Genomic DNA, 16469 nt, shown 5'->3' on the forward strand with positions numbered 1-16469 from the left:
AGGCGGGGGAGCTCGCAAGTTGCGATCGGCAGAGAAACCGTAAATTTCGCCCCGATACCGTTGCTGTTGTTTTCAGCGCTAACTGTACCGCCGTGCAGTTCCACCAAATGGCGGACGATCGCCAGTCCCAATCCCAAACCCCCGTAACACCTGGTTGTAGTGCTATCAGCTTGGCGGAAGCGATCGAAAACATAAGGGAGAAATTCAGCAGCAATACCAATTCCCGTATCTATAATCTGAATTTCCGCATAGTCGGCAACTAATTCTAATCGCACCTCTACTTTGCCACCTTCGGGAGTAAACTTAATCGCATTTGATAGCAAATTCCAAACCACTTGCTGCAAGCGATCGCTATCGCCTATAACTTGACCAATATCCGAAATACAGACAAATTCTATTGCAATTGATTTCGTCTCAGCCAATGGCCGCAGAGCATCAATTGCCACCTCAATCACGTACCCCAACGGAATCGGATGCAAATTTAAATTTAGCTTGCCCCGCAGAATCCGCGAAACATCTAGAATATCTTCGATCAGTTGCGCTTGAGATTTAGCATTACGCTCAATTGTTTCTAGAGCTTTATCAATCGTTGGCTGATCGAATTTTTTAGCCCGAAGTAACTTAGACCAGCCAAGAATTGCATTTAAAGGAGTGCGAAGTTCGTGAGAGAGAATAGCGAGAAACTCATCCTTCATCCGATTCGCTCTCTCAGCTTCATGCCGCGCCACCTGCTCGCCGATTAACCTTCCTCGCTCTTCCTCTGCTTGCTTGCGGTCTGTGATATCGATAATTGTACCAACATGACCGATCGGTTTGCCCAAATCCGAAAACATGGGCGACGACTGCACATGAACCCAGCGCATACTTCCGTTCGCATTTAATCGAAACTCCTGGGAATATTCTTGACCAGTTTCCATCCATGCCAACCAATCTGCTACCACGCGATCGCGATCTTCGGGATGAACAGATCGCTGCCAAACATCTATCAAACCTTCCTCCAAATTTAACCCACAAATTCCTTGACAACGCGGGTTAATATAAGTACAGCGACCTTGTACATCAGCGAGATAAATTCCCAGCGGCGAACAAGCACTCAACGTCCGAAACCGCTCTTCACTTTTACTCAGTTCCGTATTCACAGCAGCTAGCTCTGCTGCTTGGCGCTTAACCTCAACTGTTTTTTGAAATAATTCAACAAATACCCCCACTTTTGATGTCAATATTTCCGCTTCAATCGGTTTAAAAAGATAATCCACCGCCCCCAAAGAATAACCTTTGAAAACTTGAGAATCATTACTGGTAAATGCAGTGATAAAAATAATGGGAGTTAAGCGCGATCGATCTCTAGAGCGAATCAATGTTGCTGTCTCAAATCCATCCATTGCCGGCATCTGCACGTCGAGCAGAATTACCGCAAAATCTTCATTAAGCAGACATCTCAGAGCTTCCGCACCTGAATTTGCTTTTACTAAATTGTAAGAGGTACTGTTGAGAATAGCTTCCAGAGCCAGCAAGTTTTCTTCATGATCGTCAACTAAGAGTACATTTACTTTATCTTCATGCTGGATATTCATAGTTTTTTTAATCTTTAATTGTTAGCAGATTGACCAAACAGGGAGCGATTTTTGATAGAGGTAAAATCCAGTCTACTTCAACAGTTGCGATCGCCGCTGCTGGCATTACTCGGCATTCAGCCGAATCTGGTTCCTGTACAAATGTCAATCCTCCTTCAGCTTTAATTTTTGCCAGTCCTTGACTTCCATCGCCGCTTGCTCCTGTTAGAATTATGCCAATTGTTTTCTCACCAAAAGTATCAGCAGCAGACTCAAACAGTGCATCAATTGAAGGCCGCGCGTAAGAGATGGGAGCCTCAGTTGATAGTGCGAATGTAGGAGAGCCACGATTTTGAATTTTAGATAGTCGATTGTGAATAGCTTCCCTTGAATCGTTCGCCAATGTTATCAAATAGTTTTCCTGCACGCTAAATTCACCGTCATCGGGGGATTCAATTAGCAAGTGATAGTCAGCAGGAGCCAAATAAACTATTCCCGGTAAGATTGGCTCTTTGTCTTCCGCTTCTGTCACTCGGAGAGAGCTTTGCCGCCGTAAATAATCCAGCAGCATATTGTTAGAATTTTTGTGGCGGTGTTGCACAATAACGATAGGCAAGGGAAAGGTTGCTGGCAAATCAGCTAGCAGCACAGACAGAGCATTTAACCCTCCCAAAGAAGTGCCAACAACAACTATTTCAAAATTTATCTTATTTAACTCTCCGGTAAAGTTTTTCACGGCTTTCTATCGTCTCATAGTGTTTCTGATAAGGGGTAAAATTGAGAGTCTCCTGATGTCCGAGTCCCAAAACTCCAAACATTCCGAGGCTCTCATACAATAGCTTATGTACCCGTTGTTGGAGGGATGGATTGAAATAAATCAACACATTTCGGCAAAAAATCGCATTGAATTCATTAAAAGAACTATCCGTTGCGAGGTTATGGTGAGAAAAGATAATATTTTCTTTGAGCGAAGTCCGAAAAATTGCATTGTCATAGGCAGCCGTGTAATACTCTGAAAATGATTTTTTTCCACCCGCTTGCTGGTAAAGCTGAGTATATTCTTGCATTTGTTTCAGCGGAAATATTCCCGCCTTTGCTTTTTTTAACACTACTTCATTCATATCCGTAGCGTAAATTCTACAGCGATCGTAAAGTCCTTCTTCCTGTAGCAAGATTGCCATAGAATAGACTTCTTCCCCGGTTGAACATCCCGCGTGCCAGATGCGAATAAAAGGATAGGTACGTAGCAACGGTACAACTTTATTCCTGAAAGTAATGTAAAAGCTAGGATCGCGGAACATAGCCGTTACATTCACAGAAAGACCGAGGAGCAAGCGGTCTAGATATGCCGGATTATGAAGTACCTTTTCCTGAAGTCCAGAGACGCTATTGAGGCTTTCCGAGCGAATAGTATTCCAAATTCGACGCTTGAGAGAAGCAAAAGCATAATTGCGAAAATCGAATCCATAATAGCGAAACATTCCCTCTAGTAGGAGCTGAATTTCGATTGTTTCAAGTTCATGGCCGTTGTTCATTGGAAATTGTTAGTTGTTAGTTGTTAGTTGTTAGTTGTTGGTTATTATTTATCCTTGGCACGTTGTTTTTTTGCAGCACTTTCTAAGTAATTCATGGAGGAATTTAGCTTGTCTGCTGATTTTTGATTTTTTAGCGAGTCGATCGCTTGCGATTATTCCACTTTGTTTTTTTCTACCGCTCCCTCATAACAAAAACTAACAACTAACAACTAATAACTAACCATTATCGATAAAGCCAAACGCGCAACAGTGAGATTAACTGTTCGGTATCGACAGGTTTAGTAATGTAGTCAGACGCACCAGCGTCAATACACTTTTCGCGATCGCCTTTCATGGCTTTAGCAGTCAGAGCGATCATTGGTAGCGAACCAAATTGAGGTATATTGCGAATTGCTTGCATGGTCTCGTAACCATCCATTTCTGGCATCATCACATCCATTAGCACAATATCGATCTCAGGTGAGTTTTGCAAGACAGTAATCCCATCTCTACCATTTTCTGCATACATAACTTGCATTTGATGGCGTTCTAGCATACTCGTGAGAGCAAAAATATTTCGCACGTCATCATCTACAATCAAGACTTTTTTGCCAATGAGAGTAGAATCAGTTTGATAGAGTTGCTCTAGCATTTGACGCTTTGGTTCCGGCAAATTTGCCTGGACTCGGTGCAGGAAGAGAGCCGTTTCATCTAACAGGCGCTCTGGCGATCGCACATCTTTAATAATGATAGTTTCCGCCATCCGCTTGAGTTGAATTTCTTCTGCTCGGCTCAACTCTTTTCCGGTGTAAATAATAATCGGCAAACTTTTCAAATTTGCATCTTGCTTAATCAGCTCAATGAGCTCAAACCCACTCATATCTGGTAGCCCTAGATCCATAACGATACAGTCAAAATGTCCAGAATTCAAAATTGTTAGCGCCTCTGCGCCACTCCCCACTGCCGTTGTATTAACGTCGTGATTCCCGATTAAATCGATGATGCTGAAACGCTGCGTTTCGTCGTCTTCCACAACCAGCAAATTTTTCACTTGCCGCTCTACAAAACCCTTAATATCAGTCAAAGCTTTACTCAGCGCTTCGCTGCTGACAGGTTTTTGGAGGTACGCGATCGCACCTAACTGTAAACCGCGTTGTCGCCCTTCTTCAACCGATACAATGTGAACGGGAATATGGCGCGTATTCGGATCGTGCTTCAAACGATCGAGTACCGTCCAGCCATCCATCACAGGTAAATTTAGATCCAGCATAATCGCCGTTGGCTTGAACTCTCGCGCCATCACCAAACCGATATCGCTCCGCAAAGCCACTAAACCTTTAAAATCATGTTCCCGCGCCATATCTAAAAGAATGCGGGCAAAATTTACATCATCTTCGATAATCAAAAGCACGCGATCGCCATCCTCAATATTTTCGCGATCGTCTGAGATGGAAGGCGACGGGTAAGGTGCCGGTAATTGGAAATTGGGGGAAGTAGCTGCGGAAGAAATAACAGGCGATAGTGAATAATTAGCAGAGGGCAATTGGGCGGTTTGCCTGTCATTTGCTCCCAATGTCCTGTTATTCATCATCCGCGATTCTTGGTAAGTTTGGGGCAGATAAAGCGTGAACGTACTCCCTTCCCCAGGGTGACTCGTCAATTGAATTTCTCCACCTAATAGATTAGCGATCTCTCTGCTAATCGACAAACCCAAACCCGTGCCGCCATATTTACGGCTAGTGCTGCCATCAGCTTGCTGGAAAGCCTCAAAAATAACCCTGTGTTTTTCAGGAGAAATACCAATGCCGGTATCGCTAACTGAGAAAGCCAAAACAGTAGCCGAATTGGTTAAAGTTTCTATCTCTAAACTCCAGCCTTCCCGCGCCACTTCCACGCTCAATTTTACCTCACCCCGCTCTGTAAACTTAAACGCATTCGAGAGCAGATTCTTCAAGACTTGTTGCAGGCGTTTTGCATCTGTATAAAGACCTTTTGGCACCGCCCCGCCCAACTCTATTAGGAAACTCAACTTCTTATCCTGTGCAACTTGGCGGAAGGTGCGATCTAAATGATCTCGCAAGTCAGTAAATAGCACTTGCTCGATTTCCACTGACATCGTGCCCGATTCAATCTTAGCAAGATCCAAAATGTCATTAATCAGCCCTAGCAAATCGGTTCCTGCGGAGTAAATTGTGCGCGTGTAATCAACTTGCTTGAGAGTCAAATTGCCATCAGTATTTTCCGAAAGTAATCTGGCGAGAATCAGCAGCGAATTTAGCGGAGTCCGCAACTCGTGAGACATATTTGCCAGAAATTCTGACTTGTATTTGGAAGTGAGAGCCAACTGTTCGGCTTTTTCTTCCAGCGACCTCCTCGCCTGTTCAATTTCTCGGTTTTTCCGCTCAACTTCCTGATTTTGCAGCGCTAGTAATTCGGCTTTTTCTTCTAGTTCCTCATTCGTCTGCTGCAACTCTTCCTGCTGGCTCTTCAACAGTTCTTCAGATGCTCTTAGCGACTGCGCTTGCTGTTCTAGCCGCTTGTTAGTTTCTGTGAGTTCCTTTTGCTGAGCTTGTAGCTCTTCTGCTAAAGATTGCGACTGTTTCAGCAACTCTTCCGTCCGCATACTTGCCGCAATTGTATTTAAAACAATGGCGATACTTTCTGTGAGTTGATCCAGGAATGTTAAGTGAATTTCGCTGAAGCGGCGGAACGAAGCTAGCTCAATTACTGCCGTTACCTGTCCTTCAAACAGCACAGGTAAAACCACGACATTCAGTGGCGTAGACTCTCCCAATCCCGAACTAATTTTAACGTAATTATCCGGGACTTCTGTTAACAGAATTCGCTCTTTTTCCAGGGCGCATTGCCCTACTAAACCTTCGCCTAAATTGAATTTATTGCCTAAGTTTTTGCGTTCGCGGTAAGCGTAGGTACTTAACAGTTTGAGAAAGGGATCGTGCTCCATAGAGTCCATCATAAAGAAAACGCCATGCTGAGCAGAAACCAGAGGTGTTAATTCCGAGAGAATTAGTTTAGAAACAGTTTCTAAATCCCGCTGACCTTGTAGCATTCGAGTGAACTTAGCGAGATTTGTTTTCAGCCAATCTTGCTCGGTATTTTTCTGCGTTGTCTCCCGGAGATTCGCAATCATCTGGTTAATGTTGTCTTTAACAATGGCAACTTCTCCTTCAGCGGCGACGGAAATTGACCTGGTTAAATCGCCTTTGGTTACTGCTATTGCCACTTCTGCGATCGCGCGCACCTGAGTAGTCAAATTCGCCGCCAATTCATTCACATTATCCGTCAAATCTCGCCACGTCCCCGCTGCACCCGGAACTTTCGCCTGGCCTCCTAATTTCCCTTCAATTCCTACTTCCCGCGCCACTGTCGTAACTTGATCCGCAAACGTCGCCAGCGTATCGATCATCTCGTTAATCGTATCTGCCAGAGTTGCAATTTCTCCCTTAGCTTCCAGCATTAATTTCCGCTTCAAATCGCCATTCGCTACCGCCGTCACGACTTTCGCAATTCCCCGCACTTGCGCTGTCAAATTCCCCGCCATCGAGTTAACATTATCCGTTAAATCTTTCCAAGTTCCCGCAACTCCTTTCACCTCAGCTTGACCGCCCAATTTACCCTCAGTTCCTACCTCCCGCGCCACCCGCGTTACCTCAGATGCGAAGGAATTAAGCTGATCCACCATCACGTTAATAGTATCTTTCAACTCCAGAATTTCGCCTTTGACATCGACGGTAATTTTCTTAGATAAATCCCCATTTGCCACCGCTTTCGTCACTTCCGCAATATTCCGCACCTGCGCCGTCAAATTCCCCGCCATCAAGTTAACATTATCGGTTAAATCTTTCCAAGTTCCCCCTACACCCCGCACGTAAGCTTGCACGCCTAATTTACCTTCCGTTCCCACTTCCCTTGCAACTCTAGTTACTTCCGAGGCGAAGGAACTTAACTGATCCACCATGATGTTAATCGTGTTTTTCAGTTCCAGAATTTCGCCTTTAACATCCACAGTAATTTTCTTAGATAAATCGCCATTGGCCACCGCAGTTGTCACTTCTGCAATGTTCCGCACTTGCGCTGTTAAATTCCCCGCCATCGAGTTAACTGAATCCGTTAAATCCTTCCAGGTTCCAGCAACTCCTCGCACTTCAGCTTGTACCCCTAATTTCCCTTCCGTTCCTACTTCCCGCGCCACCCGCGTTACTTCCGATGCGAAGGAATTTAACTGGTCAACCATCGTGTTAACGGTGTTCTTCAGTTCCAGAATTTCCCCTTTAACATCTACGGTAATTTTCTTAGATAAATCGCCATTTGCTACCGCCGTCGTCACAGCCGCAATATTTCGGACTTGCGCTGTCAAACTGCCTGCCATAAAGTTAACGCTATCCGTTAAATCCTTCCAGGTTCCTGCTACGCCTCGGACATCCGCTTGCCCGCCCAGCTTACCTTCGGAACCTACTTCTCTCGCCACCCGCGTTACCTCAGATGCGAAGGAATTAAGTTGATCCACCATCACGTTAATGGTGTTTTTCAGTTCGAGAATTTCCCCTTTAACCTGTACTGTAATCTTCTTAGATAAGTCGCCATTTGCCACAGCGGTTGTCACATCAGCAATGTTACGAACTTGTGCTGTTAAATTCCCCGCCATTGAGTTAACTGAATCCGTTAAATCTTTCCAAGTTCCCGCGACTCCCTGCACTTCAGCTTGTACGCCTAATTTCCCTTCAGTTCCTACTTCCCGCGCCACCCGCGTTACTTCCGATGCGAAGGAATTTAACTGGTCAACCATCGTGTTAACGGTGTTCTTCAGTTCCAGAATTTCCCCTTTAACATCTACGGTAATTTTCTTAGATAAATCGCCTTTTGCCACAGCGGTTGTCACTTCCGCGATGTTCCGCACTTGCGCTGTTAAACTGCCCGCCATAAAGTTAACGCTATCCGTTAAATCCTTCCAAGTTCCGGCCACTCCCTTAACTTCTGCTTGACCGCCAAGTTTACCTTCTGAACCTACTTCTCTCGCCACCCGCGTTACTTCCGAAGCGAAGGAATTTAACTGATCCACCATGATGTTAATAGTGTTTTTCAGTTCCAGAATTTCCCCTTTAACATCTACAGTAATTTTCTTAGATAAGTCGCCATTTGCTACCGCAGTTGTCACTTCCGCAATGTTTCGCACTTGTGCTGTTAAATTCCCCGCCATCGAGTTAACTGAATCTGTTAAATCCTTCCAAGTTCCTGCAACTCCTCTAACTTCAGCTTGTACCCCTAATTTTCCTTCAGTTCCTACTTCCCTCGCCACCCGCGTTACCTCCGATGCAAAGGAACTCAACTGATCCACCATGATGTTAATCGTGTTTTTCAGTTCCAGAATTTCCCCTTTCACATCGACAGTAATTTTCTTAGATAAATCTCCATTTGCTACCGCAGTTGTCACTTCCGCAATGTTCCGCACTTGCGCTGTTAAATTACCCGCCATTGAGTTAACTGAATCTGTTAAATCCTTCCAAGTTCCTGCAACTCCTCTAACTTCAGCTTGTACCCCTAATTTCCCTTCAGTTCCTACTTCCCTCGCCACCCGCGTTACTTCCGATGCAAAGGAACTCAACTGGTCTACCATTGTGTTAACAATTTGGGCAGTTTGAAGAAATTCTCCTTTTAGGGGTCTATCTTCTATTTCTAAAGCTATAGTTTGCGATAAATCTCCTTTGGCTACGGCCCGAATTACTCTAGCAGTTTCCGAGGTCGGCTGGACTAAATCTGTAATTAGGGTATTGACAGAATTGACACTAGCTGACCATGAACCCTCAGCGTTGCCGATGCTTGCCCGCTGCGCGATTTTGCCTTCTTTACCAACAACCGTGCCAATCCGGTCGAGTTCGGCTGCCATTCTTTCATTAAGTTCGATAACATCATTAAGTGCGTCAGCAATTTTCCCTGCAAGACCGGTCTGGTCTATAGGCATCCGAACTGAGAAATCCCCTTTTTTGACAGCGACTAAGGTTCTGAGTAGCTGTTTGGCATAAAGATTATCGGAATTGACCTTGGCTATCTGTGCAGTTGACATAAATGTTACCTTTTACGAGTTATAAGGGGTTTCCCGACGCTAAAAGTTGATGGTTTGCAGTAGGGGCGAGGGTGGGTCTTGCCCTAGCTCTAATGAATTTTTGGGAATGATATTATTGCTATTATCGGACTAAGGTACTAGCTGGTTGCTTCTGTCAAAAGGTGGATGACAATTCCGATCCCTGGTATTATCAAATTAAATTTGTTCTCCTATCCCCCGATTCTCCCTATCCTGCGATCGCCCCTACCTCTCCCCTCGCCTTCCCATTTATCAAAAGTGGACTATTGCAATTACCCTCTTGAGCATTGAAGTTTGGGTCTGTAATAATCAGAGACACAACAGGCAAGTCAACAAACCTTGTTAAACCATATTGGACTGTCGGAAGCGCGGAGTGCGCCTGTCGCTTCCGATCTCCTTTCCTAGCTGCTAGGAGGGGTTTTTTTGTAAGAAGGGGCTGAAGAAGGGGTTAGGGGTTGGGTAAGAAGCGTGATGCGATCGCCAAATCCAGAAACTAGGGGACAGCAGCAGCAACAGAGAACCCAAAAGGCGGAACCTAGGGCCCAAAAATTAGCAGAAAAGGTGCGATCGCCAGATATTGACCCCAGTCGGTTGTCCTTGAAACCACTGACTGTTAACCAGTAACTGTTAACAGCCAATATTCCTGATAAATTAAACAGGTTGCATTTCTGCGGAACTAATGGCAATTTCCATTACCTGGCTAACCTCGTTAACCCCAAAATTTTTGTTGTCGCCTCTGCTGGCCACAGCAACAGAGGCAGAACCCTCAATGGTACTTGCAGGAGTGCTGTTGAGTTTAGTGGTGATTTACCTTGCCAGCAAAGTTGGCGGGGAGTTATCTAATGCGCTAGGTTTCCCCCCTGTATTAGGCGAATTAGTTGGCGGCGTACTTGTGGGAATTTCCGCCCTACACCTACTGGTATTTCCCGAAGGATCGGTAAATAGTTCTGACTCTCTCATCATGAACTTTCTCCAGCTAACTGCTGGTTTGAGCCCCGATGCAGCACCGGCTACTTTTCAACTCCAGAGTGAAGTCATCTCCGTCTTATCAGAATTGGGCGTGATTATCCTCCTGTTTGAAGTAGGTTTGGAGTCAAATTTAAAGGAATTACTAGCAGCAGGAGCCCAAGCAACCATTGTCGCTTTTGTAGGAGTGGCAGTACCTTTTGCTGCCGGTACTGTGGGTTTGATGACACTGTTTGGAGTACCTGCTATCCCCGCAATTTTCGCAGGTGCAGCCTTAACGGCGACGAGTATTGGCATTACTTCCAAGGTTCTATCTGAATTAGGCCAACTCACTTCTAAGGAAGGTCAAATTATTGTTGGCGCGGCTGTAATTGATGACGTTTTAGGTATCATCGTGCTGGCTGTGGTGGCTAGTTTGGCTAAAACTGGTGAAGTAGATGTGACGAATGTCATTTATCTGATTATCAGTTCCACTGTGTTTCTAGTGGGGGCAATTCTGCTAGGAAATGTTTTCAATAAATCTTTTGTAGCCATCTCGGAGAAAATTAAGACTCGCGGTGAATTGGTGATTCCTGCTCTAATTTTCGCCTTTATGCTCTCCTACATTGGTGCTGCTATCCACTTAGAAGCCATTTTAGGAGCCTTTGCGGCCGGTTTAGTCTTTGACGAAACAGATAAACGCAAAGAACTACAAAAGCAAATAGAACCGATCGCAGATGTCATGGTGCCAGTTTTCTTTGTCTGCGTCGGTGCTAAAACTAATTTGGGTGTACTTAACCCAGCAGTTCCAGCTAATCGAGAAGGTCTGATCGTCGCAATTTTCCTAATTGTAGTTGCGATTTTGGGCAAAGTTGTCACTGGTGCAGTAGTTTGGGGTCAAGGGAATATTAATCGTTTAGCGATCGGCGTTGGTATGATTCCGCGAGGCGAAGTTGGTTTAGTATTTGCAGGAGTCGGTTCTGCTAGTGGGGTAATCTCACCACCCTTGGAAGCTGCGATTATTATGATGGTCATCCTGACGACGTTTATCGCGCCTCCGCTGTTACGAGTCGTGTTTAAGGATGGGGCGGGTGAGGTGAAGTCAGAAACGCCTGTTTAAAGCTGCATTTTGTAGGTGGGCGCTGCAAATTCCCTCCTGGTACGAATAGCAGTCTGTAGGGTGGGCGCTGCTATGACTAGACCCTGGCCTGAGAAATATTATATTAGCAGCGCCCACCTTACGCAGCACCCACCTTACTTAGATCTCGGCGTGAGAAATATTGTATTAGCAGCGCTCACCTGACTACTGACCACTCAGGATAAAATAACTACGTGCAGGTAAAATGGTTGTGCAGATTGGCTTCAACAGAACCGCACGCAGCAAGTCTTGATAGGAAAATGAAACATACTATTTCGGTTTTGGTTGAAGATGAAGCGGGTGTCCTCACTCGAATTGCTGGTTTATTTGCCCGACGGGGTTTTAATATTGAGAGTTTGGCTGTTGGCCCGGCGGAGCAAGGCGGGTTTTCTCGGATTACGATGGTAGTACCCGGAGATGACCGGATTATTGAACAACTCACTAAACAGCTATACAAGTTAATTAATGTGCTGAAAGTGCAGGATATAACGGAAATTCCCTGTGTCGAGCGAGAATTGATGTTGATGAAGGTTAATGCTACTAGCGCGACGCGATCGGAGATTGTGGAATTAGCTCAAATTTTTAGAGCACGAGTTGTGGATATTGGCGAAGATTCCCTGACTTTGGAAGTGGTAGGCGATCCGGGTAAGATGGTGGCAATTGTTCAGGTGTTAAATAAGTTTGGCATTAAAGAAATTGCTCGAACTGGTAAAGTTTCTCTGACGCGGGAATCAGGCGTAAATACTGAGTTTCTTAAGTCTTTGGAAGCAAAGGTTTGATTTGTTAACTGTTAACCGTTAACGGTTAACGGTGTTCAGGGAGAGTTGGAGCGGGTTTGCTGAATCTCTCATCCAATCTTAATTTTCACTCTCCCATCTACTGCTAATAAATTCAGCAATTTTAGGTGATTATAGCAACCGCCAAGACAGTTAGGGCACTCACTTATGGCCCAAACCATTGATTCTCTTCCCATCTCCCTCATCTCCCCCTTTCCCCTTCTTCCCCTAGCCCCTAGCCCTGAGCATCGTAGCCCCTCTTTTAACCGCCACTGACGGGAGGGATAAGGACGACTTCATCGCCGTTTTGGAGGATAGTTTCAGGTGTAGCAAATTCAAGATTAACCCCAAAGCGAGTGCGATCGCGCCACTGTTCTAATTTGGGATGTTCTGCTATCAAACGTTCTAAGACTTGAGAGACAGAGGTTTGTGAGGGAATTTCTAACTGTAATTCCGGCTTACCGTAGACTTCTTGGTAAATGGCGAAGAGTTTAACAGTGATAGTTATCTGTGAGTTGGGCATTCTGCGATCGCGTTTAAGAACTATATTAATTTTAAAGGCGATGGCAACCAGGAAACCAGTCCCTATTTTTCTCCTCTGTAGGATACAATCAACTCTTTGATTTTTTTGACCTGATAGCTCATGGCTAACTGGCGCAACTCTATAGCAAACGGCATAAATTTCTCATCCAACTTTTCTAGCTGTTCGCTACGCTTCAGAATTCCTTTGAGGTTGCCCTTCATTGCCAGCTCAAACAGGAGTTCAATTTCCTCTTTGGGGGGAGGAACTAGAGAGACAGAAACCGATGGAGGCGCAGAGGAAAGGGAAATAGCGCTTATTTCTTCCTGCTTTCTTCCTTCATAAATCCAGTGAATTTTCAAATACTTCTGTAACATCTCAAATAGTTCCTCTGCCTGCACAGGCTTACCGAGAAAATCATTTGCTCCGCCCTTTAAACTTTTATGCTGGTCATTAGCAAATACGCTAGCAGATGAGGCAACGATTACCACATCTTTATATTCTGGCGAATGGCGGAGGCGACGCATCATCTCAAAGCCATCTAGCACTGGCATCACCAAGTCAGAGATGATTAGATCGAATTTAAACTCCGCTGCTTTTTCTAAACCTTCTTGACCATTTTTAGCCTCTATGATTTCAAATCCAAGGGGTTCCAACAGATTGACAATGACTGAACAATTTTCCCATTTATCATCGACGACTAAGATTTTCTGCTTCTTACCTTTGTAGCCAATAATTTTTCCTCCTTTGGCAATTGTGGCTGTATTCGCCCAATCTAGCGCTTCAGGTAAGTCTAAATCTAGCCAAAAAACACTTCCTGCTCCTAACTGGCTTTTCACTTGAATCTTACTACCCATCATTTGCAGAATTTTCTGGCTAATTGCCAAACCTAGTCCCGTTCCTTCCGCCTGGCGCTTGGTATCTCCTACCTGTTCAAATGGCAAAAATATTTTATCTAATTGGTCTGGTGTCATCCCAACGCCAGTATCTTCTATTTGAAAGCGGATTTTGTGGATGCGCGAGAGGGGCTTTTGCTTATTGTTTTGTACTCTTTCATTTGTCACAACTTCCAGATATTCTACCTTAAAAGTCACCGCTCCAGAGTCGGTAAATTTAATTGCATTGCCTAGTAAGTTAAGAAGTACCTGACGTAAGCGTTTTTCGTCAGCGTGGATGCCAGGAGCTAGTTCAGAACTTGGTTGATAAACAAAGGTAATGCCTTTTTGTTCGGCTCGAATGCGGCTGATTTCTGTCATTCCTTGCAAAAAGGAAGGAAAATGAAAATCTTTGGGGTATAGCTCTAATTTTTGTGCTTCAATTTTAGCCAGATCTAAGATGTCATTAATCAGGGTTAGTAAGTGGGAGCCACACTGGTGCATAATGTCGATGCCTTCGAGTTCTTTTGGAGCCATCGTTTTCGATCTTTGCAAGATTTGAGCATACCCTAAAATGCCATTAAGGGGAGTTCTCAATTCGTGGCTCATATTCGCTAAAAATTCGCTTTTAGCTTGGTTGGCGGCATCAGCAATTTTTTTAGCTTCCGTGAGTTGGGCGGTACGTTCTTCTACACGAATTTCTAGTTCTGAATTTGTCTTTTCAAGCGCCTTAAAAGATTCTCGTAACTGCTGTGCCATTAGGTTAAAAGACTGACCGAGAACTTCTAGTTCTTTGATACCTTTAATTTCCACATTGTTGTCTAAGTCTCCACTCGCAATCGCTCTAGAAGCGGCACTCAAACGAAGAATTGGGTTGGTAATCCAGCGTGCGGTTAAGATGCCAAAAATGGTAGCTAATGTCAAAGCTCCTAAACATAATAAAATTGTTGTTTGGGTATTAGTATGAATTTGTTCCATGAAGTCTGTTTCAGGAACAGCCACTACAATTAGCCAGTCTAAACCGCGAACGTCTTGATAAGGTAGTGCTTGCAATAATTGTCGTTTACCATCCAGCCAAAAGTCAAGTTGTTCTCGCTGGTCTATATGTTTGAGGTCGCCAAAGCGTTGTTGTAATTGCTGTATAGCAGAGCGAAATAAAGGATCGTTGCTGTTAGCTGCATTGATGCGTTTCGCTTGCCCATTTTCTACCAAAAATGGTTGTTCTAGGGTAGAACTAGCAACGATTAGTCCCGAACGCTCAATGATAAAAGTTTGCCCGGAACGACCGATTTTTATGCTTTTGAGGAAGTCACTAATTTGGGTGAGAAAAAAATGGTCGGCAAATACCCCAATCACTTCTCCGTTATTGTCAATTAGAGGAGCGCTAGCCGGCAACACCATTTCTGGGAAAGCGTGATAGGAAAACACTTCACCCCAGACTGGTTTACCTGCTTTCACGGCGGCCATATACCAGGGTCTTGCCTCTATATTGAAGTTGGCTTTTTCCTGAACTAGGGCGATCCGTTTTCCGCTCTTGGTAATATCATAAAATCGAATGCTACCTCCTGTAAGTTTACCTGCTTCCATGATTTGTAAAACATCTTTTTTGGGTTTTAATGCGCCAATAAACCCATTATATTTTTGACTGCCAAACATAATGGAGCCTGCGGTAGGAAATAGTTGTACTTGCTGTCCGAAGTAGCGCTCTAGGCTTGCCAAGTCTTTAACATTAAGGTAGCCTAGTCGCACTGCTTTGAGGTTGATTTGATTGACTAGATGGGGAGCTTCTAAGTATTCGTTGAGTTTCTGATTGATGCGCTCGGAAACTTCGCTGCGGAGTTGAGTGGCGACATTATTAACAGCTTCTTGTCCGTTGCGTACTGACAACCAACCCGTTAGGCCGACAGCAGCAAAGATTTGCAAGATAAATGGTACGACTAGGATCAGACGTAGGGAAACTTCTTTTTTTTGGTAACGGTTTGATAATAAATTGGTTGCAGAAGTCTGTAACATTTATCAATGTTTCTCCAGAGATAATGGGTTGTGGGTTTAAATTTTTCCTAGTATTTACTGAAACGAGGTTGAGGAAGTAACTCTTAAAAACTGCTCTATTTTTTATAGTGATTTTGTTAGCAGCCGCAGTGTTTCGCTAAGTATTGCTACTTAAGTGCTTCCCGCTCTCGCAATCGTAATTATAGTTAGTTATGACGCTTATGAGCCTTGATATTGTTTCCAGAATTTGTAAAGTTTTATAGTAATTAGCAGGCGAATTAGCAGTCTTATCTATATACATTGTCGGTTTACAGATATCTTTAGGTTGTTCTTATTTTTACTTGACAAACTTTCTTATTTTTACTTTACAAATTATCTTTAAGAGAGTGCAATTCAGGAAACTTGATATAATGTATAATTATAATATAGGCTCAAAAGTAAGCGCATCCGAGAGGTTTTAAGCGCGGCTGAATGCTGCTGCGCCTGGTGGAGGACTCAGGCGATCGCGCCACTGGTAGAGTCAGCAGACAATCAACTCCTGAAAAGTTATGTAACATTCACAAGAGTAAGTTTGATTTAATGAAGTAACACTCAAGCTCAGAATTGTAGGAAGACTTGTGATAATTGGTATAAGATTAATAGTGAATTGGGGAGTATAGGTGAACTAATGGCGAGCAATGATTTTAAAGTTCTTCAAATTATAGAGGCTAAAGGTTGGTATGCTTTTGGCAGTACCAAACATAGCAATCACATTGAGAGATGGGTGAGGCCTGTGGTGTGTTGGGTGTTAATAGAAGATAAAAAAAAGCGTCGTATAGTTACTGCTACTACTAATTATCAAATTGATATTGATAATAAAGAGGTGGAGTTTTTCGCCCATGAAAGTGAGATCAGAGATGTAGAAAATCTTCCGAAGTCTGTCTCAGTATCGGAGTTTCTCAAGACGGAGGATTGAGGGGTAATGGCTAATTGCTAATGGCTAATTGCTAATGGCTAAACGTAAGGTGGGCGCTCGCCGAAACCATATTAGCTACTCGTGACAAAATTTTTACGGCG

At 44.1% G+C, this 16469-nt stretch carries 11 protein-coding genes; 4 read left to right on the forward strand and 7 right to left on the reverse strand.

Annotation, left to right across the window (positions count from 1 at the left end; translation table 11 throughout):
• The 4 genes from PN499_RS06180 to PN499_RS06195 form a co-directional block, all read right to left on the reverse strand.
• Positions 1 to 1574 (reverse strand): hybrid sensor histidine kinase/response regulator (locus PN499_RS06180; RefSeq protein WP_272030815.1); only part of this gene is annotated, 1574 nt, incomplete at its 3' end.
• A 7-nt stretch (positions 1575 to 1581) separates the two neighbouring features.
• Positions 1582 to 2289, reverse strand: a complete 708-nt coding sequence (locus tag PN499_RS06185; RefSeq protein WP_272030817.1) for a chemotaxis protein CheB — start codon at positions 2287 to 2289, stop codon at positions 1582 to 1584.
• A complete protein-coding gene (locus tag PN499_RS06190) occupies positions 2261 to 3088 on the reverse strand; it encodes a CheR family methyltransferase (protein WP_272030818.1) in 828 nt (275 codons plus the stop codon). The genes PN499_RS06185 and PN499_RS06190 overlap by 29 nt, the downstream gene beginning before the upstream one ends.
• 223 nt (positions 3089 to 3311) lie before the next feature.
• A complete protein-coding gene (locus tag PN499_RS06195; protein WP_272030819.1) occupies positions 3312 to 9149 on the reverse strand; it encodes a HAMP domain-containing protein in 5838 nt (1945 codons plus the stop codon).
• A 489-nt stretch (positions 9150 to 9638) separates the two neighbouring features.
• On the opposite strand from PN499_RS06195, the gene PN499_RS06200 reads away from it, so the two are divergent.
• From PN499_RS06200 to ilvN, 3 genes are all read left to right on the forward strand, one after another.
• Positions 9639 to 9791 carry a hypothetical protein gene (locus tag PN499_RS06200; protein ID WP_272030820.1) on the forward strand — a complete coding sequence of 51 codons (153 nt, stop codon included), beginning with the start codon at positions 9639 to 9641 and terminating at the stop codon, positions 9789 to 9791.
• A 55-nt stretch (positions 9792 to 9846) separates the two neighbouring features.
• Positions 9847 to 11232 (forward strand): cation:proton antiporter, encoded by a 1386-nt coding sequence (locus PN499_RS06205; protein ID WP_272030821.1) that lies wholly within the window; start codon positions 9847 to 9849, stop codon positions 11230 to 11232.
• 278 nt (positions 11233 to 11510) lie between these two features.
• Entirely contained in the window at positions 11511 to 12029 is a 519-nt protein-coding gene (gene ilvN / locus PN499_RS06210) for an acetolactate synthase small subunit (protein WP_019487064.1), read from the forward strand.
• 259 nt (positions 12030 to 12288) lie between these two features.
• Here ilvN and PN499_RS06215 read toward each other — a convergent pair whose 3' ends face one another.
• From PN499_RS06215 to PN499_RS06225, 3 genes are all read right to left on the reverse strand, one after another.
• Positions 12289 to 12549: a MoaD/ThiS family protein gene (locus tag PN499_RS06215; protein ID WP_272030822.1), complete on the reverse strand. Its 261-nt coding sequence runs from the start codon at positions 12547 to 12549 to the stop codon at positions 12289 to 12291.
• Between the two features lie 62 nt (positions 12550 to 12611).
• The gene (locus PN499_RS06220) at positions 12612 to 15434 is read right to left on the reverse strand and encodes a hybrid sensor histidine kinase/response regulator (protein ID WP_272030823.1); all 2823 of its coding nucleotides are present in this window, start codon (positions 15432 to 15434) and stop codon (positions 12612 to 12614) included.
• A gap of 410 nt (positions 15435 to 15844) precedes the next feature.
• Entirely contained in the window at positions 15845 to 15970 is a 126-nt protein-coding gene (locus PN499_RS06225) for a hypothetical protein (protein ID WP_272030825.1), read from the reverse strand.
• 110 nt (positions 15971 to 16080) lie between these two features.
• Here PN499_RS06225 and PN499_RS06230 point away from each other — a divergent pair, with 110 nt between their 5' ends.
• The gene (locus PN499_RS06230) at positions 16081 to 16368 is read left to right on the forward strand and encodes a hypothetical protein (RefSeq protein WP_007353538.1); all 288 of its coding nucleotides are present in this window, start codon (positions 16081 to 16083) and stop codon (positions 16366 to 16368) included.
• Positions 16369 to 16469: the final 101 nt, after the last annotated feature.

The sequence above is a fragment of the Kamptonema animale CS-326 genome (genome assembly GCF_028330895.1).
Taxonomy (GTDB): Bacteria; Cyanobacteriota; Cyanobacteriia; order Cyanobacteriales; family Microcoleaceae; genus Kamptonema; species Kamptonema formosum.

Bases quoted from the DNA above. Each gene is read 5' to 3' on its own strand.
- PN499_RS06190 (WP_272030818.1), bottom strand. From the start codon at position 3,088: ATGAACAACGGCCATGAACTTGAAACAATCGAAATTCAGCTCCTACTA.
- PN499_RS06195 (WP_272030819.1), bottom strand. From the start codon at position 9,149: ATGTCAACTGCACAGATAGCCAAGGTCAATTCCGATAATCTTTATGCC.
- PN499_RS06200 (WP_272030820.1), top strand. From the start codon at position 9,639: ATGCGATCGCCAAATCCAGAAACTAGGGGACAGCAGCAGCAACAGAGA.
- PN499_RS06205 (WP_272030821.1), top strand. From the start codon at position 9,847: ATGGCAATTTCCATTACCTGGCTAACCTCGTTAACCCCAAAATTTTTG.
- ilvN (WP_019487064.1), top strand. From the start codon at position 11,511: ATGAAACATACTATTTCGGTTTTGGTTGAAGATGAAGCGGGTGTCCTC.
- PN499_RS06215 (WP_272030822.1), bottom strand. From the start codon at position 12,549: ATGCCCAACTCACAGATAACTATCACTGTTAAACTCTTCGCCATTTAC.
- PN499_RS06220 (WP_272030823.1), bottom strand. From the start codon at position 15,434: ATGTTACAGACTTCTGCAACCAATTTATTATCAAACCGTTACCAAAAA.
- PN499_RS06225 (WP_272030825.1), bottom strand. From the start codon at position 15,970: ATGTTACATAACTTTTCAGGAGTTGATTGTCTGCTGACTCTACCAGTG.
- PN499_RS06230 (WP_007353538.1), top strand. From the start codon at position 16,081: ATGGCGAGCAATGATTTTAAAGTTCTTCAAATTATAGAGGCTAAAGGT.